We start from the raw sequence: 23,176 nt of genomic DNA, 5'->3' as shown, positions 1-23,176 counted from the left end.
CAGATTGAGTGCATTGGATAAAGCAAAGTTAATTTATATCAGTAATAGAAAAAAGCAAACTTTGAGTAAAACGATAAGACAATCAATAAAAAAGATAATAAATGAAAACTAAAATTTACTATGATGAGTTAAAGCATATTACTCAAAAAAATGAAGTGTTTAAGTATGCTGAAATATATCGCAAGGCAAAAGAACATTTAGAGCAAATAACAAAACAACCTATTAACGATGCTTTCTATAATGATATGCAAAGCTATTCTATTGAGGCAATCAAACAAGCTTATCCAAAACCGTTTGAGTTAGGCCTTGAATTGGATGTTACTTTAAATATGATAAAGATTGATATTAAACCAATTATAGAGGCACAAGCTAAATTACTTCTTTGCAAGTTACCTACAAAGCTGGTTAACGGTGCGATTGAATTAGATAAAACCGAAGCGGATTTCTATGTTTATCTAAACCCAGCAAAAGCGGATGAGTATAACAATATCAAAACCATTATAGACACTTTTAAAATAGTAGATAGACACCAAAACGGACTGCATTTATTGAGAGCATTGGGAACTGACAGAGTTAACATTCAAGGTTATGATGTTAATATCAATCCGAGTTACTTCGCAAACTAAAATAGTTTTCAATAGTTTATAAAATGGCAAACACAACGGGACAAAAATTTGGAGGCAGAACCAAAGGAGCAGTAAATAAAACGACTGCAGAAATTCGGGATGCGTTTTCTTTACTTGTATCAAATAATTTAGATACGCTGGATGCGGATTTGAATAGTTTAGAACCTTTGCAACGTTTAAAAATGATAATTGAACTATCAAAATTTGTAGTACCTACATTGAAAGCTACTGAATTAACAGTAGAACCAAACAATAGATTTGAACCAATAATATTTGAATTTAGCTAAATGAAAATTGAAATTAACAACTATACGGATTTATTGGAGTTCATCAAACGTGGGGATGTAACAGTAAAACAAGCTACTCAAATAGTATGTAAGTGTCTTAAAGTATTAGTAATTTTTGAAATGACAAAAGAGAATTTAATCAAAGAAACCGAATATCATATTAACACCTTTTGCAATAACGGACAATTTGAAAGACCTATCTTTTTAGGCCAATTAGAATTGGATGTTAACATTAAAGATATTTTCAAAGCAAAAAACTAATTTTACTCATTTATTAGTTTTTTGCGATTAAAGTACTTCAGGGATGAGGTGCTTTTTTCTTTTAAGTAATAATTATAAACACCCTAATTGGCAACTAAAATGGCAACTGAAAAAATAAAACCCTATAAATCAAATACTTATAGGGTTAAAAGTGGAGTCGCCGAGAATCGAACTCGGGTCCAAACAAGCAACTAAAGAGCTTTCTACACGCTTATTTCCTGATTGGGTTTTCGTCATTTTGCTAGGCCAGAAACAGCCACAAAACACTTATCTTCTTAAATTTTCGTAACAGTCCCAAAGCGCAACTGTTCTTAGGTTCGTATTTACGATTTACCTTTATCGACCGCCACAAACCAAAGCTTTCGAGGTAAATCCTGCTTTCCTACCTTGTAGGACGAGGCTAATCTTACTTTAATTCAGATTATGCAGCAAGAGCGTAGTTTCCTTCGCCGTTTATGTTTTTGTACCTTTGGATTTACGAGCAAAAAAGTACAATGCTCGACGTGCTTACTGTTCAATTCGACTTGCTGTCAAAACCAGTCGACCCCAATAAAATATTAAATATTTGATATATAATTTCAGATATAAAACTTTTGCAAAGATATGCTATTTTGAAGGCTATGTCAAGTATTTTAAATGGGAAGCAATTTTATTCGTCGCTGTTGTCATTCAATTTGAATGGATAATCACCGAACAAACTAGAGAGTTTTTTTGTTTGGTATGTTTTTTTGGTAAACTTATTGGACAAAACTATCATGGTAACTTTTTCTTTTCTTAAGGTTATTAGAGAAGAAGTGTTGCCGTGCCACCATCCGTTGTGATAATAAAAAGGTTCGCCTTTTTCAAATTCAATTATTCTGACACCAAGACCATAATTTCTAGTGCCTTTACTTTCATAGCTGTATCCTTTATACACTTTTTTTAGCAATTCTGGATTAAGAAAAAATGGAGCATAACGCGCTTTATCAAATTTTAATAAGTCTCTTGGAGTGGAATAAATATTTTTGTCACCATAAATTCCATCGAGGTAATCTGTTCCAATCTCCACGTTATTTCCTTTATAAGATGGGACAATATTTTGGCTGTCTTTTTCAAAATCACATACATGCGTATTGGTCATACCTAGTGGTGCAAAAATCATTTCTTTGAGAGCCACTGGAAACTTTAACTTGGTAATTTTTTCTACAATCAATGCTAAAACGGCATAATTGGTATTGCAATAGCTAAATCTTGTGTCGGTTTTTGTTTCTAGTGGAATTTCTTTTTCTACCATAACCTTTATGATATCTTCATTGGTGAGTAGTTTTTTCTTATCCCAGTTGTTATTTTCATAAGTGAAATAGGCATAATTTTTCATACCACTTCTATGATTTAAAAGCGTTTGAATAGTAACATCGGGATAAGGAAAGTTTTTAATTAGGGTAACTACTTTTTGGTCAAGTTTGATTTTTTTAGCATCAATCAACATCAGAATAGCTGTTGCTGTAATCACTTTGCTTACCGATGCTATGTGAAGCGGAGTGTCTTTGGTGATTTTCTCATCGGTACTTTTGTTGGCAAACCCCATGTAATTTTCATAAATTATCTGACCATTTTTAGCAACCAGAAAACTAACATTATCGTTTCTTTCGGACCATGTTTTTTCAAAATATCTTGAAATACTAAATTTTTTGTCATTTATAAAAGCAGTAGAGAGTAATGGCAATTCTTCTTGCAAGGGTTGCATAACGGGAATTCCTTTATCATTAATTTTTATAATGCCATCATCTGTTTTTTCTTGTTTTGAACACGATACAGTTACAATAAGCAGTAATAGAACTAAGATTTTATGTTGGGAAATTTTTAATATCATTTTTGAAATAGTTGAGCAACAAATATAAATATTCATACAAAAGGTAAAGCAATATTTGCATAAAGCTATCAACAGGTTTTTCACAATTTTATTTTTGATAAAAGCTTTGAAATCGATTTCGTTACTGCTACTTTTGGTGCAATAAAAATTGGAATGATGAAATTTGGAATAGTTAAAGAAAGAAAAAATCCGCCAGACAGAAGAGTAGTTTTCACACCTGAAGAATTAGTCCGTTTGCAGCAAGAACATCCTGAGGCAAATGTAAAAGTAGAGTCTTCAGATATTAGAGTTTTTAGTGATGAAGATTATTCAACATTAGGTATTGAAGTGTCTAGTGATATATCAGATTGTGATGTATTTTTTGGAGTAAAAGAAATTCCAGTTGATGCATTAATTCCTAATAAAAAATATTTTTTCTTTTCGCATACTATCAAAAAGCAATCTCATAATCGAAAATTATTACAAGCTGTCCTTGCTAAAAACATTGAATTGTATGATCATGAAACTATAGTCGACAGTGATAATAAACGCTTAATAGGTTTTGGTCGTTATGCCGGAATTGTAGGAGCTTATAATGGTTTTAGAGCTTTTGGGATTAAATATGATTTATATAATTTGCCCAAAGCCGAATCACTTAAAAGCAAAGAGGACTTAATCATTCGATTGAAAAGACAAATTCTACCCAATATCAAAATTGTTTTAACCGGTTATGGAAAAGTAGGAATGGGCGCTAAAGAGATTCTTGACGGTATGAAAATCAAACAAGTTTCTACAGAAGATTTTTTGAACAAAATATATTCACAACCGGTTTATACTCAAATCGATGTTTTGGATTACAACAAACGTTTGGATGGAAAAGTTATAGATAATAACGATTTTTATAAAAATCCTCAAGATTATACTTCCAATTTTGGACGTTTTGCCAACGCAGCAGATATTTTTATGGCGGGACATTTTCACGGGAATAATGCTCCCGATATTTTAACAAAAGAAATGTTGCAGTCACCCAATTGTAAAATAAAAGTAGTTGCTGATATTTCTTGTGATGTTGATGGGCCAATAGCATGTACAATGAGAGCGTCAACTATTGCAGAACCTTTTTATGGTTATTTGCCTAGTGAGAATAAAGAAGTTCCTTATACACATCCAGGATCAATAATGGTAATGGCTGTTGATAATTTACCCTGTGAATTACCCAAAGATGCTAGTGAAGGTTTTGGTGAAATGTTTATGAAACATGTAATTCCAGCTTTTTTCAACAATGATAAAGACGGAATTCTTGCCAGATCCAAGATGACTGAAAACGGTAAACTAACGCCTCGTTTTGAGTACCTTCAGGATTATGTTGATGGAAAGTAATTTAATTTGAAGGGCATTTTTTCATGTTTCTTTTAAAATGAAGCTTTTCTACAATATCTTTTTTACATTTGAATTATAATTTTTAATTCGGTGAAAAAGATATTTATTAATTTTTCTTTACTACTTGTTTTTATTACTGTTCAATCTCAAGAACAGCTTCCTTTTGTTGAAAATTTCACCAAGTCAAATTATTCGGGTGACAATCAAGTGTGGAGCATTGCTCAAGGAAATGACAACGCTTTTTATTTTGCTAATAATCATTATTTTCTAAGGTATAATGGTGTTAGATGGGAAAAATATGATTTACCAAATAAAACAATAATACGTTCTGTTTTTGTTGATGGAGACCGAGTTTATTGTGGTTCATACAATGAATTTGGTTATTGGAGAAGAATAAATGGAAAAATGATTTATTCATCATTATCCAAAAATAGAAATCTCTTTTCCGGAGTTTCTATTAATGAAGAGATTTGGAAAATTTTTAAGCATGATGATGCTATTTATTTTCAATCTTTCAATGAACTTTTTATCTATAAAAATAATGATATACAGAAGGTTAGAATTCCATTTCAAATTTCCTATTGTTTTGTAGTAGACAATAAAATATATGCTGCATCAGTCAGAAACGGGGTTTATTTATATCAGAATAAAAAATTTAGTAAAATTGATAAATGGCAAGGTTTAGAAAATACTATTATACATGCCATTGCAAAGAATAATAATTCAAACTATATTTTCACCCAAAAAAACGGAGTTTTCGTTGAAGAAAATGGTAAACTTGTGCCTTGGCAAAATCCATTGAATGCCGTTTTAAAGAAAGAAATAATCATCACCGCTAAATTTATTGATAAAGATAGATTGGCTATTGGAACTGCTTTTCAGGGATTATATATCGTTGATTTAAAGATGAATAGTTTTAAGAATATCAATCGTAATAATTCCTTGAAAAACAATTCGGTTTTATGCATTGGATTTGATAAAGAAAATGATTTATGGCTGGGTTTAGACAATGGTATATCGCATATCGAAATCAATTCGCCTTACAATATTTTTTCAGACAATACGGGTGTTTTGGGCTCAGTCTATACAATGGCTTCTTTAGATAATGGTTATTTGTTGGGTTCTAATCACGGTGTTTTTAAGTACCAAAATAAAAAATTGCAGTTGCTTCCTAATTCGCAAGGGCAAGTTTGGGATATTCATAAAATTGGTACAAAATACATCATTGGTCACAATGATGGGACTTTTATATATGAAAATGGTTCGTTGCAAAAAGTAAATTCCATTAGTGGTGGATGGAAGTTTCAAGAAAGTGATTTTGATAATAAATATTTTCAAGCCAATTATTCGGGAATTATTTTATACAATGCACCAATAGATTTGACACGATATAGTATAATTGGAAATTTAACCAAACCAATTAAAAATATAGCTCAAAATCGCCCAAAAGAATTATGGGCTGTGGACAATTACAGGAGTTTGTACCGGATTACATTCAACAACTTGTATGAAGTAAATAAAGTGGAAAACATTACGCAACAAAACAAAATAGTGAATGATTATGGCGTAAAGATTTTTGATTTTAAGAATGAGATATTGTTTTTCATCAATGGTATTTGGTATAATTTTAATAGTATCTCAAACAAGCTGGAAAGAAATGAAATATTTAATAAAAATTTCGCCAACATTTCTGAGATTATACCAGTAAACACTTCAAATTTCATTGTACTAAAAGATAAACTACTCTACATTATACATCAGGTTGGTAATAAATTCATTTGGGAGTTGATTCCAGAGAAATATTATGAAGGAAAGATAATCAATCAGGATACGAAAGTTTTCATTGATGGCAACAAGTTGATGATGAATCTAGATGATGGATTCTTTTCTTTTTATTTGAATAATAACAAAATTAAAAAACAAAATATTTCAATTGAAGGTTTTTATCAAAGTAAGATTATCGATGAAAATACTTCAATACAGTACAATCAGTCTATAGAAATTGATATTATTTCCGAGTTTTATGGATACAATCATCTCGGATTGTTTTATAAATTGAATGACTCGAATGATTACACACCAATCAAGAATGGAACTATAATTTTAAATAATTTTTCTAGTGGAAAACAGAAATTAAAGGTTTATTATCATGATGGAGAAAATTATGTTTTCTTAGATGACTATCAATTTAGTGTCGATAAACCTTGGTATTTTTCTGCTTGGATGGTTTTGATATACTTCTTAATTATTTCAGGTATCTTTTATTTGTATTATAAATGGAATAAAATAAGATACGTAGAAAAATTAAAATTAAAAGAAGAGGAATTAAAACATCAAAAGGAAATTATTCAGTTGGAAATGGATGCTCAGAATAAATTAAAATTGCAAGAATATGAAAAACATATCCTTGAGGTTCAAATTCAAGCAAAAGCATCTGAAGTGGCAGGAAAGTCTTTATCTATTGCAAAACAATCAGAAATGATTGAAAGTATTTTAAAAGCGTTAGAACGAGAAAATGATATTAGCAACTTGAGAAGTAGCATTAAAAAAGCAATTAAAATAAATGCTATCAATAAGAATGAATGGGAAAGTTTTGAGAAAAATTTACTTCAAAGCAATGAAGATTTCGTGCAACGTTTATCAAAGAAATATCCAATTCTAACTTCAAAGGATATTAAATTATGCATTTATCTCAAAATGAATCTTTCTTCAAAAGAAATTGCTCCGTTAATGAATATTTCTTTCAGAGGCGTAGAGCTTCATCGCTATAGATTGCGAAAAAAAATTGGATTATCTCCAGATGATAGTTTGTCTAAATTTATGATTAACACATAAAATTATTATATTTTTTGTTGATATAATAATTTTAAACACCAATCTTTATTAATTATTAACTCATCATTGCTACATCATATTCAATTTGTTTAGATGTGTTTTTTAGTGCCTTTATATATCATAAAGTGATGTAAATCAATTTTTTGTATTTTATTATTTTTATTATGATGTAGATGTGTAGTGAATTTCATGTCATTACTACATCGATTTAGTTAGTATATTAGCACAAACAAAAAATAATACTCTCATGAAATTTATTTTTACTTATTTTTTATTATTTACTTTCTATTCATTTTCCTACGGTCAAGAAATCAAAGGAAAGGTTGTTGACGTTAACGGATTGCCTATGCCTGAGACAAATATTGTTGTTAAAAATAAAAATATCAGTACTAAAACTGACTTTGATGGAAACTTTGTTATAAAAGCTGAATTAGGAGATTTACTTGAGTTTTCAATGATTGGTTTTGAGACCGTGACTTCCAAAGCACAAATAAATATGGTTATTGTTTTAAATGAGAGTAATTTTTTATTGAAAGAAGTAGTAGTTGTTGGATATGGAACAAAAAAAGCGGGATCAATTACAGGTTCAGTGGCACAAATAAAAGCTTCCGAAATTGTTAAAACTCCATCGCAGTCTGCAATACAAGCTATTCAAGGTAAAGCTGCTGGTGTTAATATTGTGACCAATGATGAACCAGGCGCAAATCCTTCTATCAGAATAAGAGGTTTAGGAACTGTATTGGGTGGAAGAGATCCATTATATATTATTGATGGTTTAGAAGCCTCAAGTTTGAATGGTTTAAGTCCAAATGAAATTGAAACTATTGATATTTTGAAAGATGCTTCTTCTTTAGCTATTTATGGACAAAAAGGTTCGAATGGTGTTGTAGTTGTTTCTACAAAAAAGGGTAAGAACGGTAAATTAAAGATAAATTATGATACTTATTTTGGGATAAGATCAATTCAAAGAGAGGTTAAAATGTCTGAACCTTATCGTTATGTTTATTACAATAATACTGCTTTAGGTTCTTCTTCTTATTTTAATTTTACACAGCCATATGAAACCAATTGGTTAGATGAAATTACCAGTACTGGCGAAACATATAGTAATTACCTATCCATGTCTGGTGGTTCAGAAAATATTAATTTTTACTTTGGTGTTACCAATTTGAAAGATAAAGGAATTTTAAATGGGACTCAATTTGAAAGAACTAATGTAAATTCTCGCAATGAGTTTACGTTTCTTGAAAAACGATTAAAAATTTCCCAATCATTTAATTTATCTATTGTTAACAATACACCTAAACCTTTAAGTGCTTTTACTAATGCTTATAAACAAGCGCCAATTGTTCCTGTAAAATTTGAAAATGGACGATGGGGAGTTCCGCTACGAAATCCAGAAACTGGTCAAGTGGATATAAATGGAAGCGATAGGTTTAATAATGTTGGGAATCCTGTTTCTCAATTGTATTATACTTTTGAGGAAAATAAAAACGTTGTATTGTTTGGTAATATTGGTGCTGAATTATTAATAGTTGAAAACTTAAAATTTAATACCAATTTCGGTGCTACTTATGATACTTCAAAAGGTTACACCTACACACCAAGTAGAGATATTTGGTTATCTCAAAATCCAACTCAAGACGCTAGTGATTATCCTTCTTCAAACCCAATAAATACACTTCAACAAAGAAGAGGAGATAGTTATAGATGGAATTGGGATAATTTTTTCACTTACAGTAAAGTATTTGGAAAACATGATATCAAAGCTACTTTAGGTATGTCGAGAACTACTTCAAATGTAACCGAAAATCTTAGTGCTATTGGTTGGAATGTGCCAGAACAATCTAATTATTGGTCATTAGATTTAGCCACCTACAATGATGAAGTTCCACCAGACTCTTTTATTGATAACAGAAAAGAAACACCACTTGTTTCATTAGCCTATTTTGGTAGAGTTGATTATGAATATAATGATAAATATTTATTCAGTGCTTCTTTGAGAAGAGAAGGAATAAGTACTTTCCAAGAGTCAAAACGATGGGCTTTGTTCCCTGCTTTCTCTGGAGGTTGGATTATGTCTAATGAGGATTTTTTAAAAGATGTTACTTTTATTAATTTCTTAAAAGTAAGAGCTGGTTATGGTGAAGTAGGTAATGGAAATAGCTTATATGCACTAAATATTCCTGTTTTTGCCTCTGGTTTTAATTATACTTTTGGAGCAAATGAAACTATTTATCCAGGAAATAATCAACCTTATCAAGTAGACCCAAATTTAACTTGGGAAACCATGAAAGAAATTGATTTTGGTATTGATTTCAAGATTTTAGGAAATAAATTATCAGGTTCTATAGATGTATATGATAGAAAATCGGATAATGTAATATTACCTGTTGAATTGCCAGATGTATTGTCACCAGATCCAGTTACCTTAAATACGGGAACTGTTTCTAATAAAGGAATGGAGCTTTCCTTAAAATGGACAAAGGAAATTAATGACAATTGGAGCTATTCTATTAATGGAAATATTTCATTTAATAAAAACGAATTGACAGGAGTTAATAATGATTATTTCGCTGATTATATCGGCGGAAGTATTAATAATGGTCAATGGACAAAGCAAGTATTGGTAGGTGAAGCATTAGGAAGTTTTTATGTATATGATGTAACTGGCATTGATGGTGACGGAAATTTTACCTATAGTGATGAACGTGTAGTGGCAGGTTCTTATCTTCCTACTTACACTTATGGATTGAGTTTTGGTTTGAATTACAAGACGTTTGATTTCTCTGTTGATACTTATGGCGTTGGTGGAAATAAATTATACAACGGTAAAAAGGCACAACGCTTTGGTGGTGAAAATGTTGAATTTGATGTGCTTGAAGATTTTTGGACACCTTCAAATCCCGATGCATCAAATCCAAAACCATTTAATGAAGTACCTCGTTCTTCTACTTATTATATAGAAGATGGTTCATATCTTAGAATTAATAACATAACACTAGGATATACTTTGCCAAAGTTTTATGATAAGATTGATAAAGTGAGGATATACGCAACAGCACTCAATCCATTTATTTTCACAAAATTCTCTGGATATTCACCTGAATTATCAGGTAATAATAATGCTGATCCAATGGGAAGTGCCGGCATTGAATTGGATGCATATCCAACAAATAAAACATTTTTAATGGGTTTAAATGTTAGTTTCTAAAATGTACGTTATGAAAAGTATTTTAAAATATAAATTTTTGTTTTTAACATCAGTATTTTTTGTTTTCTCTGCATGTGAAGATGATTTGAATGTAGAACCAAATACAGCTTTATCTGAATTTGATTTCTTAAATAATCCTGAAAATGCCACTAATTTGGTTAATGGTGTTTACAATAAACAATTGGATTACAATATGTATTCCTTTTCTTGGATAGGCATTACAAGTATAACTTCTGATGATGCAGACAAAGGTTCCACATCTACTGATACGGGAACTGACAAGCACAAACTAGATAATCTAACTTTTGATGCTACCGATATTTCTTTTAATGATGTTTGGGAAGGAAGATATGCAGGCATTTATAGAGCCAATAATGCACTGTTTTATTTAGAGCAACTTACTATAGATGCCAATTTAAAAAATAGATTAATCGGCGAGGTAAAGTTTTTAAGAGCATTATACTATTTTGATTTAGTACGTTGTTTTGGAGGTGTTCCATTAGTAACCTCTAAAATTGATATTAATGATACCGAAACTATTAATGACGTTGTTTTTAATAGAAAAACAAAAGAACAAACCTATGCTTTAATTGAAACAGATTTATTAGATGCTATTGAAAGATTGCCTCTAAAATCGCAATACAGTAATAATGATTTGGGAAGAGCTACAAAAGGATCAGCCCAAGCATTATTAGCCAAAGCCTATTTGTACCAAACAAAATGGCAATCAGCCTATGATATGTCTGGTAACGTAATTGCTTCAAGTCAATATTCCTTATTAACAGATTACGCTAAAGTATGGAGAGAATCAGGGGAAAATGGCACCGAGTCAATTTATGAAGTTCAAGCCTCTTTAACAAATGGACTTAGGGATTATACTAATGTTCAAGGACCAAGAGGAACTCCAGATTTAGGTTGGGGTTTTAATACACCTTCTTTAAATTTAGTCAATTCTTATCAATCTGGCGATGTTAGAAAAGCAGGAACGGTTATGTTTGTTCCTTCCACACTTTGGGATGGTTTCCAAGCGCCAACATCGTGGACAAATCCTAGATATAACTACAAAGCTTACCAAAGTCAATCTGCCGAATCTTGGAACGGAGATAAAGGAAATACAGCCAAGAATCTACGAATTTTAAAATACAGCGATATTTTGCTTATTAGAGCAGAATCTGCTTTTCAATTAGGTTTTTCAGGGGAAGCTAAGGACAGAGTGAATGAATTAAGAACAAGAGCAGGTTTAGATCCACTTACAAGTGTTGACTTGGCACAAATACTAAACGAAAGAAGATGGGAAATGGCAATGGAACACGATAGATGGTTTGATTTAGTTAGAACGGGTCGAGCACAGTCTGTAATGGCATTGGATGGAAAAACATTTATTATTGGTAAACATGAACTATTTCCAATCCCTAGTGAACAAATTATAGCAAGCGGTGGAAGATTGACTCAAAATCCTGGATATTAAAATTAAATAACTTAAATATTAACATTAAACAAATTATTAAACACTAAATTTTATTATTATGAAAACGAACAAAATTTTTATTTCGGCAATTGCCCTAACTTTTGGACTTGCAGCATTAAACAGCTGTAGCAGTGATGACTCAAGTTCTTTACCTCCAATTGGTGGTTACAACAATGCAGACGAAGTTGCAGCAACTTCTCTAAAAGCCTATTGGCCTTTAAATGGAAATGGAAAAGAGTCTATCTCCAATACCTCGCCAACATCAACAGTTGCTACAACCTATGTAGAAGGAATTAAAGGACAAGCAGCTAGCTTTAACACTGGTTTTATGGCATATCCTGCAATTACTGCTTTAAACACAACTTCTGGAAGTGCTTCAATTAGTTGTTGGGCAAAAATTTCAAATACAAAATTGGTAGCTGGTGGTCCAAGTAATATTTCACCAATTTTCTCTTTGACAAGAACAGGGGAAACTTTTGGAAATCTTAATTTATTGGCAGAAACACATGGTTTAGTAACTAGTGATTCCATCCAAATGAAAGGGGTTTTTAGAATCAAAAATGCAGATGGATCTGAATTTGGTGGAGATGCTGTAAACATGCTTAAACAAGAGCCATGGATGGATGCAACTCACACATGGGCAGCTAATAAAATTGGCGGTCAATGGGCACATATCGTTTATATTTTTGACGGACCAACTGGAACAAACAAACTTTATGTAAACGGTGTGAAAATTTCCAATTCAGCATGGGAAGTTAGAAATGGTGGAGCTGCTAAACCTTTGAATCATTTTTTACCAACAAGACCAGTAATTGGTGCTCTTGAAACGGTTGCAAATGGAACAAATACAGATGCTTGGAATGCAGCATTGAAAGGTCAAGTAGATGAATTAAGAGTTTATGACAAAGCATTAACTCCTTCTGAGATAGGAGCTTTATATGAATTAGAATTAGCAGGAAGATAATTTATCTAATATTTTAATGAAGTCTGGCGGTCAAACCGTCAGACTTTTTAATTCTGAATGAAACATAATTCACAATCATGAAATATATTTTCAAATCACTTTTTATTTTACATTTTTTTCTCATCTCTTGTTCGTGTTCAGATAAAGGTACATCAACATCAGAAATTCCTACTCAACTTACTGATGATGAACTACTAGATTTGGCACAAAAAGATGCTTTCAAGTATTTTTGGGATTACGCTGAGTTTAATTCAAAGCTTGCTCGCGAAAGATACCATACTGATGAAACGTATGTTGATGCAAATCTTGTTACTACAGGTGGTTCAGGATTTGGTTTAATGACAATTCTTGTTGGTATTGAACGTGGCTTTGTGTCAAGAGGAGAAGCAGTTTCGAGACTAACTACTGCACTCACATTTCTTGAAAATGCGGATAGATTTCACGGAGCATGGCCACATTGGATGAATGGAACAAATGGTGATGTCGTTCCTTTTGGAACTATCGATAATGGAGGTGATATAGTTGAAACTTCATTTCTATGTCAGGGATTAATTTGTATTAGAGAATATTTCAAAAATGGAACTCCAGAGGAACAAGCACTCGCACAAAAGGCAGATAACTTGTGGAAAGGAGTTGAATGGAGTTGGTATACTAGAGGTGAAAACGCTATGTATTGGCATTGGTCTCCTAATTATGGATGGCAAATGAATTTTAAACTTGAAGGATATAATGAATGTTTGATTACCTATGTAATGGGCGCCTCTTCACCAACGCATCCAATTCCCTCAGCGGCCTATCATCAAGCTTGGGCAAGAAATGGTGCAATTGTAAATCCTGGATCTAGTTATAACATTCCTTTAATACTAAAATATAATGGTACGACTTCTGTTGGACCCATGTTTTGGGCACATTATTCTTATTTGGGACTTGATCCTAGAGGACTAACAGATCAATATGCTAATTATTGGGAACTTACTAAAAATCATGCTCAAATTATGTATACCTATTGTTCAACAAATCCAGTTGGATGGATTGGTTATAGTCAAGATTGTTGGGGATTAACGGCTAGTTATACTAGAAACCCAAATGGAACGGTTGGTTATACTGATCATCGACCTGGTAATGATAAAGGAATAATATCACCAACAGCGGCATTATCTTCTTTTCCATATACGCCTGAAGAATCAATGAGAGCTTTGCGATTTTTTTATGAAAATGCCGACTGGAAAGACAAATTAATTGGTGTCGCCGGACCATATGATGCTTTTTCGCCTCACTATGATTGGGTGACCAAAAGATATTTAGCCATAGATCAAGGCACGATTGTTCCAATGATTGAAAATTATAGAACTGGTTTTCTTTGGAACTTATTCATGCAAGCACCAGAAGTACAAACAGGATTGCAAAATTTAGGATTTTCATCCACTCAACACGGATTTTAAAATTAAAAATAGTTAGTTTCGTCATTTTTTCGATAAATCGCAATCAAACCCTAGAATAGATTATAATGAAATTTAAGTTTAGCCTTATACTATTAGTATTTGTTGGGATATTTTTATCCTATGGACAAAAAAGTAAAATAGCTACTATTGCTCCAAAAGAAATCTTTGTTTCCGAATTGATTTCAAAAATGACTTTAGAAGAAAAGTTAGGTCAGTTAAATTTGCCAACTTCTGGTGACATAACCACTGGTCAAGCTAATAGTTCAAACGTTGCCAAAAATATCGGGCAAGGCAAAGTGGGCGGTTTGTTCAATATCAAATCGGTTCAAAAAATTAAAGAAGTACAAAAAATTGCCGTAGAAAGAAGTCGTTTGAAAATTCCATTACTTTTTGGAATGGACGTCATTCACGGGTACGAAACAACCTTCCCAATTCCGCTTGCCTTATCGTGTACTTGGGATATGAATTTAATAAAAAGAAGCGCTCAAATTGCTGCCCAAGAAGCCAGTGCCGATGGAATCAACTGGACATTTTCACCGATGGTTGATATTTCCCGTGATCCTCGTTGGGGAAGAGTTTCTGAAGGTTCTGGTGAAGATCCTTATTTAGGAAGTCAAATTGCAAAAGCCATGGTAACAGGTTATCAAGGCGATGATTTATCAAAAAATAACACCATTTTATCGTGTGTCAAACATTTTGCTCTTTATGGTGCGCCCGAGGCAGGACGTGAATATAACACGGTTGATATGAGCCGAATTAGAATGTACAACGACTATTTTCCACCCTACAAAGCCGCAGTAGATGCAGGTGTTGGAACCGTGATGGCTTCCTTTAATGAAGTTGATGGCATTCCTGCCACTTGCAATAAATGGTTAATGACCGATGTACTCAGAAAACAATGGGGTTTCAAAGGTTTTGTTGTTACAGATTATACTGCAATTATGGAATTGACCGAACATGGAATGGGCGATATGCAAACAGGTTCTGCATTATCATTAAATGCTGGTACAGAAATGGATATGGTTAGCGAAGGATTTTTAAACACACTACAAAAATCATTACAAGAGGGAAAAGTTACGATAGATGAAATAGACAATGCTGTTAGACTGATTTTAAACGCTAAATATGATTTAGGATTATTCCATGATCCTTATAAATATTGTGATGAAAATAGAGCTAAAACAGAAATTTTTACCAATTCGAGTAGGAGTGAAGCTAGAAAAATTGCTACAGAATCATTAGTTTTATTAAAAAATGAAAACCAACTTTTACCGTTAAAAAAATCGGGTACAATTGCCATAATTGGTCCTTTGGCTGATGCCAAAGAAAATATGGCAGGAACTTGGAGTGTAGCCACAAAACAGGAAAACTCTATCTCGTTACTAGCCGGAATAAAAGCTATTGTTGGAACTTCTGCTAAAATTCTTTATGCTAAAGGAAGCAATTTAGATTATGATGCTGCACTTGAAGAAAAAGCCACCATGTTTGGCAAAACTTTGAACAGAGATAATCGAACCAATGAAGCAATACTAGCTGAAGCTTTGAAGATTGCCAATCAATCTGATGTAATTGTTGCAGCACTTGGAGAATCGGCTGAATTCAGTGGAGAATGCAGCAGCAGAACCAATATTGAAATTCCACAAGCCCAAAAAGATTTATTAGCGGCATTATTGAAAACAGGAAAACCTGTAGTGTTGGTTTTATTTAATGGAAGACCGCTAGTTTTAACCGATGAAAATGCTACCGTTCCAGCTATTTTAGATGTGTGGTTTGCTGGTAGTGAAGCAGGTTATGCTATTGCTGATGTGTTATTTGGAAATGAAAATCCATCAGGGAAATTAACCACAACATTTCCAAGAAGTGTTGGTCAAGTGCCTATCTATTATGCCTCAAAAAATACAGGAAGACCATTAGGCAACAAAGAAGGAAAATTTGAAAAGTTCAAAACCAATTATATCGATGAAATAAACGAGCCATTATTTCCTTTTGGTTATGGTTTGAGTTATACTACTTTCGAATATACTAATTTTAAAGTGTCCGCTTCAAAAATTAATTTTAATGAGTCTTTGATGGTTACAGTTGATGTAACTAACACAGGAATTTTTGACGGAAAAGAAGTGGTTCAATTGTATACTAGAGACTTGGTAGGTTCAGTAACAAGACCAATAAAAGAGCTCAAAGGCTTTCAAAAAATTGCTCTTAAAAAAGGAGAAAAACAAACCGTTACCTTTAAAATTTCGGCAGAGGATTTGAAATTTTACAATTCCGAATTGCAATTTGTTGCTGAGCCAGGAGAATTTGAAATTTTTATTGGGAAAGATTCTAATACAGCTATTAAAACTAAAATTGAGTTAGTTAAATAGATTTTTGGTTTAATTAGTTAAAAACCCTTTGGTAATTACTAGAGGGTTTTTAAAATTCAATGTTATTTTTATCTTAGCAAAAAAAATATATTATGAAAAATTGGATTACCATTGCCTTACTTCTTTTTACTTATACTTTTTCGGCACAAACAGCATTTTCTCCGTCAAAACAAATCACACTTACTTTTTTTTTAACCGCTAATGGAGAACCAGTTTATGAAGTTTTGTATAAAAACAAGTCAATAATTAAAACAAGTTCTTTGGGTATAAAACTAAAAGAAGGAAATGATTTAACTTCCGGTTTTAGCATCGATAGTATAGGAAATTGGACTGTTAATGAAGCGTGGAAACCTGTTTTGGGCGAACAATCAACTATTAAAAATCATTATAATGAAATGTCTGTTGCGCTTTCACAAAAAGCATCAGAAAGAAGGATGAATATCATTTTTAAGGTATTTGATGAAGGTGTAGCTTTTCGTTATGAGTTTCCAAAACAAAAGAATTTGAATTACTTCATCATAAAAGACGAAAAATCAGAATTCAACTTAACAGGAAATCACAAAACGTTTTGGATACCTGGAGATTATGACAGTCAAGAATATCCTTATATGGAAACTAAATTTTCTGAAATTAACACCGATAATCTCAACTTAAACAATGGTATTGGTTTAAAAACTATTTTCAGTAAATATGCTGTACAATCGCCTTTGATGATGAAATCGGAAGATGGAATTTATATTAATATTTTTGAAGCTGCAGTTGTCAATTATCCTGTCATGCAATTGGATGTAATTCCAAGTCAATACAAATTGACATCACATCTTGTTCCCAATGCTATTGGCGATAAAGCCTATTTGCAAACACCTTGCGTTTCGCCATGGAGAACGATTATGGTTAGCGATGATGCTCGAGATATTGTGAGTTCCAAAATGATTTTAAACCTTAACGAACCTTCCAAAATTGAAGATACTTCTTGGATAAAACCCATGAAATATGTGGGTGTTTGGTGGGAAATGCATGTCGGAAAAGCTACTTGGGATTATGCAGGTTCACAAAATGCACAAAACGTATTGACCAAAGATTTAATTCCTTCTGGAAAACATGGTGCCACTACTGCCAATACAAAACGCTACATTGATTTTGCTGCCAAGCACGGTTTTGATGGTGTTTTAGTCGAAGGTTGGAATGTAGGATGGGAAGATTGGTTTGGCAATTGGAAAGAAGACGTTTTCGATTTTACCACACCGTATCCGGATTTTAATTTGGATGAAATCAATGCCTATGCCAAGTCAAAAGGCGTGAAAATGATAATGCATCATGAAACTTCGGGTTCTGTAGCCAACTATGAAAGACACTTGGACAGAGCATTGGAATTGATGAAAAAATATGGTTATTCTGCTGCCAAATCAGGTTATGTAGGTAGAATTATTCCTCGTGGCGAATTTCATGACGGACAAACCATGGTCAACCATTTCAACTTTGTTGCTCGTCGATTTGCCGATTATAAAATGATGGTCAATTCACACGAAAGTTCTCGACCAACAGGTTACAGCAGAACGTATCCCAATTATATTGCTGCAGAAGCAGCAAGAGGTAACGAATTCAACGGTTGGAGTAACGGAAATCCGCCTATGCACGAGACCATTTTGCCATTTACCAGATTGCTTGGCGGACCAATGGATTATACTCCAGGGATTTTTGAAGTGAAAATGAGTTTGTATGACAAAGCTAAAAAAGAGCAAGTTCATACGACTTTAGCAAAGCAATTGGCTTTATATGTTACTATGTATTCGCCACTACAAATGGCTGCCGATTTACCTGAAAACTATGAAAAATATCTCGATGCTTTTCAGTTTATCAAAGACGTAGCAGTTGATTGGCAAGAAAGCAAATATCTCGAAGCTGAACCAGGCGATTATTTAACAGTAGCTCGAAAAGATAAAAAATCTGAAAACTGGTTTCTTGGTGCCATCACCGATGAAAATGCAAGAACTTCGGAAATAAAATTAGATTTCCTTTCACCCAATAAAAAATACAAAGCCACTATCTATCAAGATGGGAAAAGCGCTCATTGGGAAAAAAATCCAATCAATTATGAGATAAAAACAATGAATGTCACTTCTAAAAGCAAACTGAAATTAGTTTTGGCGGCTGGAGGAGGAACGGCTATAAGTTTTGTACCTATTAATTAAAACCTCTTACAGATGAAATATCGGATAGCATTGCTTTTACTGATGGTTATTTCAAATTATGGAATTGCCCAGCAAAGAACGTATTGCAATCCGATTAATATTGATTATGGGTATTGCCCGATTCCCAATTTTGTTACGCAAGGAAAACATCGCGCCACTGCTGATCCGGTAATTACTTTTTTCAAAGGAGAATATTATCTTTTTTCTACCAATCAATGGGGTTATTGGCACAGTAAAGATATGTCGAATTGGAAATTTATTTCCAAAAAATTCCTTCGTCTTGAGCATAAAGTCTATGACGAATTGTGCGCGCCGTCGTTGTCTTTTGTTAATGATACTTTGTTAGTGGTTGGTTCTACTCACGGCAAAGAATTTCCGCTTTGGATGAGTACCAATCCGTCGAAAGGCGAGTGGAAAGAACTCATCCACAAATCAGAAGCTGCCGCTTGGGATCCACAAATTTTTTGGGACAAGGAAAAAGACGAAGTCTATGAATATTATGGTTCGAGTAATTTATATCCATTGTATGGCATGAAACTCAATCGCAAAACTTTTCAACCCGAAGGAGATAGGATTCCAGTTTTGGCTTTGAATGACGATGAACATGGTTGGGAACGCTTTGGTGAACATAATGACAACACTTTTTTGCAACCGTTTACTGAAGGTGCCTTTATGACAAAACATAACGGTAAATACTATTTGCAATATGGTGCGCCAGGAACAGAATTCAGCGGTTATGCTGATGGAGTTTACGTCGGAAACAATCCGCTTGGACCTTTTGAATACCAATCTCACAATCCGTTTTCGTATAAACCTGGTGGATTTGCTCGCGGTGCCGGACATGGTGCCACTTTCACCGACAATAACAATCAATATTGGCATGTTTCCACCATTGGTGTTTGTGTAAAAAACAACTTCGAACGCCGATTAGGCATTTGGCCAGCTGGTTTTGACAAAGATGACATTTTATATTCTAATACGGCTTATGGTGACTATCCAACGTTCTTACCTTCGGAAAATAAAGGACATTTAAGTGAAAGCTTTGCCGGTTGGATGTTGCTGAATTACAACAAACCAGTTCAGGTTTCTTCAACGCTTGGTGGATTTCAACCTAATCTTGCTGTTGATGAAGACATCAAAACCTATTGGTCGGCAAAAACGGCTAATAAAGGCGAATATATACTTTCTGATTTGGGTGAAAAAAGTACTATCAACGCGATACAAATCAACTATGCCGATCAAGATGCTGACATTATGGGCAAACCGGATACAACTTCTGGACATAAATACATCATTTACACTTCAGACGATAACAAGAATTGGAAAGTAGCGATTGATAAAAGCAAAAGCACCAAAGACGTGCCGCATGAATATATCGAATTGCAAAAACCACTCGTTGCGCGTTATTTGAAACTAGAAAATATTGGAATGCCAACGGGTAAATTTGCTATTAGCGGTTTTCGTATTTTTGGAAAAGGTAACGGCGAAAAACCATCTGAAGTAAAAGGATTTGTTCCTTTACGTTCTGGACCAAGAGTGAAAGGCGAACGCAGGAATGTGTGGTTCAAATGGCAACAAGAACCTAATGCCGATGGTTATGTGATTTACTTTGGTAAATCGCCTGATAAATTATACGGTTCTATCATGGTTTATGGTAAAACCGAATATTATTTCAACGGATTAGACCGTTCGGATGCGTATTATTTTCAGATAGAAGCGTTTAATACTAACGGAATAGGACCAAAAAGCGAAATTAAGAAATCAGAATAAATTCGTTAATAACTAATCGGAATTTTCCAAAAGTAATTTGCAGATAACTGTATATTTATAAAATCAAGATAAACTTTTAATACAAACAAAAATAGTAACTAACCAAACCAAAACTAAAACAATGAATACAGAAAATTTAAAAACCAATTGGGCACAATTTATTCCATTAGTAACCGTATTTTTCTTCTGGGGATTTGTTGCAGCGAGTAACGATATTTTAATTCCCGTTTTCAAGAAAGCTTTTGATTTGTCTCAAGGCGAAAGTCAATTAGTATCCGTTGCTTTCTATGTAGCTTACACAGTTGGGTCTATTATTTATATGATAATTTCGTATTTAACAAAAGGTGATTTAATCAATAGAATTGGGTATAAAAATTCCTTAGCATTAGGTCTTGTAATTTCAGCTCTAGGAACTTTATTATTTTATCCGGCAGCTAATACTGGATCGTTTCCACTAATGCTTTCAGGCTTATTTATAGTTGCACTTGGCTTTTCATTGCAACAAACGGTTGCTAATCCTTTGGCAATTGCATTAGGACCAATAACAACTGGTTCACAACGATTGACTTTGGCAGGTGGAATTAATAATCTTGGGACAACTATTGGACCGTTAATTGTGAGCTTTGCTATTTTTGGCTCTGCTATTTCTGGCAATACCGAAATGAGTATTGAGAGTGTTAAAACACCTTATTTGGTTCTTGGTGCCGCTTTTTTATTGGTAGCTGTTCTGTTAAAATTCTCGTCATTACCAGACAAACCACAAGCGGTTGTTGAAGTAGAAGGCGAAACGAATACTACTAGAAGTTCTGCTTTAAAATATCCTCAATTGGTATTGGGAATGATTGCTATTTTTGTTTATGTAGGTGTTGAAGTGTCAACAGCCAGTAATTTACCAGCTTATATGGAGAAAAATTTAGGTTTCTTGACAAAAGATATTGCGCCTTACATCTCCTTATATTGGGCTAGTTTGATGATTGGTCGTTGGACAGGTGCCGTTGAAGCTTTTACAGATGATATGAATTTGCAAAAAATATTGCGTTTTATTGCTCCTTATTTAGCATTTGGAGTTTTCTTAGGTGTTAATAAATTTATGAATCACGATTTAACACCATTCTATGTTTATGGATTGATTATTTTAGTTTTAATAATAGCTGACATGGCAAGTAAAGGAAATCCAGCTAGAATGTTATTGATATTTTCCATTTTGGGAATTGTTGCATTATTAACAGGAATGGCTACCAATGGAATGGTAAGTGTTTATGCGTTTACAAGTGTTGGGTTATTCTGTAGTACGCTTTGGCCTTGTATTTTTACATTAGCCATAAGTGGATTGGGTAAACATACCAGTCAAGGTAGTAGTTTTTTAATCATGATGATTATGGGTGGTGGAATTGTAAGTTGGCTACAAGGTTACGTTGCCGATATGTCTAACATTCACGTAAGTTATATTGTTGGCGTTATTTGTTTTGCTTATTTGGCCTTTTATGCATGGAAGGTTACTGGAATTTTAAAAGCTCAAGGAATTAATTTTGACAAAAAAGTGAGCAACGGACATTAATACCGTTTTTATAAAATTAAAAATCCCGTATTGTTTTTCAACTTTACGGGATTTTTTTGCAAAACGTAACCAACAAATTTAACCAACCTTAACTATTTTTTTTCTTTATTATCTTCAAATTTTGCTCTACTACCATCTGGTTTATAGTAATAGTAATCATCATCTTGAAAGTTTGAAGCATAATTATTAACGTAATAATCATTGTAATAATTTTGATATGAATAGGCATAACCTTGATTTCTATATCCTTTTACGCTTCCTATAGTATCTATAATTTCACCACTTCGGTTATACACAATTTGCATTCCACCAATTTGGGTAAGTGCAAATCTGTTGTATCTCATGTAAACAGTTCCAATTCTGTTTACCCTATCACGGTTGTCATAGTTGATAAAAGTGTTACCAATTCTTCGTACTCTACCAAAACTATCATGTTCAATTAAAGTACCATAATTTATTGGTCTTCCAATGGCTACTGTTGTTCCTCTTTTTCCAGCAGTTTTATAGTAATAATCACCTTGACTATCTTGAGGTCGAGTGTTAAAATCAAATTCTCCATTTGGAAAAACAAAAAACTCAATGCCTCTTTCTACAAATGAGATTGGCTCATCGAAACAAAAATTTGTATTGTTTGAAGTAAATCGTGTTACTTCTTTAGCGTTTAAAATACCAGTTGTCATTAAAACGCTTGCTACTAAAAAGGTAATTTTTTTCATGATCTTTATATTTATGCGTTTTGCTTACTCTTTCGATTTTCGGCTTCTTCGAACAGTTATTTTTGCTGTTGTAAGGCATATTCCAATACGTGTGCCAAAACCAGAAAGTAATTTCTTAAGGTTTGATTAAGAAGTTTCAACTTCCAGATTTATAATCGTTTATAAAGATGTTTTGTTTAAATATTTTAAGATTTTGAATTATGTATATGCATTCTATTTTAGTACATTTGCTAATAATTTTTCAATTTAAATTAAATTATAGTATCAAA

At 32.9% G+C, this 23,176-nt stretch carries 15 protein-coding genes and 1 other RNA gene; 13 read left to right on the top strand and 3 right to left on the bottom strand.

What is annotated here, in order from left to right:
• Nucleotides 1–101: 101 nt before the first annotated feature.
• From ACSVH2_RS07215 to ACSVH2_RS07205, 3 genes are read left to right on the top strand one after another with little or no spacing between them, the layout of a single operon-like run.
• On the top strand, nt 102–626 hold the full coding sequence (locus ACSVH2_RS07215; RefSeq protein WP_438092490.1) for a hypothetical protein: 525 nt from the start codon (nt 102–104) through the stop codon (nt 624–626).
• A gap of 23 nt (nt 627–649) precedes the next feature.
• Nucleotides 650–913, top strand: coding sequence for a hypothetical protein (locus ACSVH2_RS07210; RefSeq protein WP_438092489.1), 264 nt, complete (start codon nt 650–652; stop codon nt 911–913).
• A complete protein-coding gene (locus ACSVH2_RS07205) occupies nt 914–1,174 on the top strand; it encodes a hypothetical protein (protein WP_438092488.1) in 261 nt (86 codons plus the stop codon). It begins immediately after the preceding gene.
• A gap of 149 nt (nt 1,175–1,323) precedes the next feature.
• Here the strand turns inward: ACSVH2_RS07205 and ssrA are convergent.
• Nucleotides 1,324–1,722: a transfer-messenger RNA gene (ssrA, locus tag ACSVH2_RS07200) on the bottom strand.
• A 101-nt stretch (nt 1,723–1,823) separates the two neighbouring features.
• A complete protein-coding gene (locus ACSVH2_RS07195) occupies nt 1,824–3,026 on the bottom strand; it encodes a serine hydrolase domain-containing protein (protein WP_438092487.1) in 1,203 nt (400 codons plus the stop codon).
• A gap of 156 nt (nt 3,027–3,182) precedes the next feature.
• On the opposite strand from ACSVH2_RS07195, the gene ACSVH2_RS07190 reads away from it, so the two are divergent.
• The 10 genes from ACSVH2_RS07190 to ACSVH2_RS07145 all read left to right on the top strand — a co-directional run bounded on the left by ACSVH2_RS07190 (nt 3,183) and on the right by ACSVH2_RS07145 (nt 22,191).
• Nucleotides 3,183–4,385, top strand: a complete 1,203-nt coding sequence (locus tag ACSVH2_RS07190) for an NAD(P)-dependent oxidoreductase (protein WP_438092486.1) — start codon at nt 3,183–3,185, stop codon at nt 4,383–4,385.
• 90 nt (nt 4,386–4,475) lie between these two features.
• The gene (locus tag ACSVH2_RS07185) at nt 4,476–7,220 is read left to right on the top strand and encodes a histidine kinase (RefSeq protein WP_438092485.1); all 2,745 of its coding nucleotides are present in this window, start codon (nt 4,476–4,478) and stop codon (nt 7,218–7,220) included.
• Nucleotides 7,221–7,467: 247 nt separating this feature from the next.
• Nucleotides 7,468–10,434 (top strand): SusC/RagA family TonB-linked outer membrane protein, encoded by a 2,967-nt coding sequence (locus tag ACSVH2_RS07180; protein WP_438092484.1) that lies wholly within the window; start codon nt 7,468–7,470, stop codon nt 10,432–10,434.
• A 10-nt stretch (nt 10,435–10,444) separates the two neighbouring features.
• Entirely contained in the window at nt 10,445–11,902 is a 1,458-nt protein-coding gene (locus tag ACSVH2_RS07175) for a RagB/SusD family nutrient uptake outer membrane protein (RefSeq protein ID WP_438092483.1), read from the top strand.
• 58 nt (nt 11,903–11,960) lie between these two features.
• A complete protein-coding gene (locus ACSVH2_RS07170) occupies nt 11,961–12,866 on the top strand; it encodes a LamG-like jellyroll fold domain-containing protein (RefSeq protein WP_438092482.1) in 906 nt (301 codons plus the stop codon).
• Between the two features lie 77 nt (nt 12,867–12,943).
• Entirely contained in the window at nt 12,944–14,308 is a 1,365-nt protein-coding gene (locus tag ACSVH2_RS07165; protein WP_438092481.1) for a glucoamylase family protein, read from the top strand.
• Nucleotides 14,309–14,373: 65 nt separating this feature from the next.
• Nucleotides 14,374–16,671 (top strand): beta-glucosidase BglX, encoded by a 2,298-nt coding sequence (bglX, locus tag ACSVH2_RS07160; protein ID WP_438092480.1) that lies wholly within the window; start codon nt 14,374–14,376, stop codon nt 16,669–16,671.
• Nucleotides 16,672–16,763: 92 nt separating this feature from the next.
• Nucleotides 16,764–18,863: a glycoside hydrolase family 97 protein gene (locus ACSVH2_RS07155; protein WP_438092479.1), complete on the top strand. Its 2,100-nt coding sequence runs from the start codon at nt 16,764–16,766 to the stop codon at nt 18,861–18,863.
• Between the two features lie 12 nt (nt 18,864–18,875).
• Nucleotides 18,876–20,633, top strand: a complete 1,758-nt coding sequence (locus ACSVH2_RS07150) for a family 43 glycosylhydrolase (protein ID WP_438092478.1) — start codon at nt 18,876–18,878, stop codon at nt 20,631–20,633.
• Nucleotides 20,634–20,754: 121 nt separating this feature from the next.
• Nucleotides 20,755–22,191 carry a sugar MFS transporter gene (locus ACSVH2_RS07145; RefSeq protein WP_438092477.1) on the top strand — a complete coding sequence of 479 codons (1,437 nt, stop codon included), beginning with the start codon at nt 20,755–20,757 and terminating at the stop codon, nt 22,189–22,191.
• Between the two features lie 92 nt (nt 22,192–22,283).
• Here ACSVH2_RS07145 and ACSVH2_RS07140 read toward each other — a convergent pair whose 3' ends face one another.
• The gene (locus ACSVH2_RS07140) at nt 22,284–22,907 is read right to left on the bottom strand and encodes a hypothetical protein (RefSeq protein WP_438092476.1); all 624 of its coding nucleotides are present in this window, start codon (nt 22,905–22,907) and stop codon (nt 22,284–22,286) included.
• Nucleotides 22,908–23,176: the final 269 nt, after the last annotated feature.

This window comes from Flavobacterium sp. RSB2_4_14, from assembly GCF_051547085.1.
GTDB lineage: Bacteria > Bacteroidota > Bacteroidia > Flavobacteriales > Flavobacteriaceae > Flavobacterium.
Note: the sequence above shows the minus strand (reverse complement) of the source record. Positions and strands in the feature narration are given on the sequence as shown.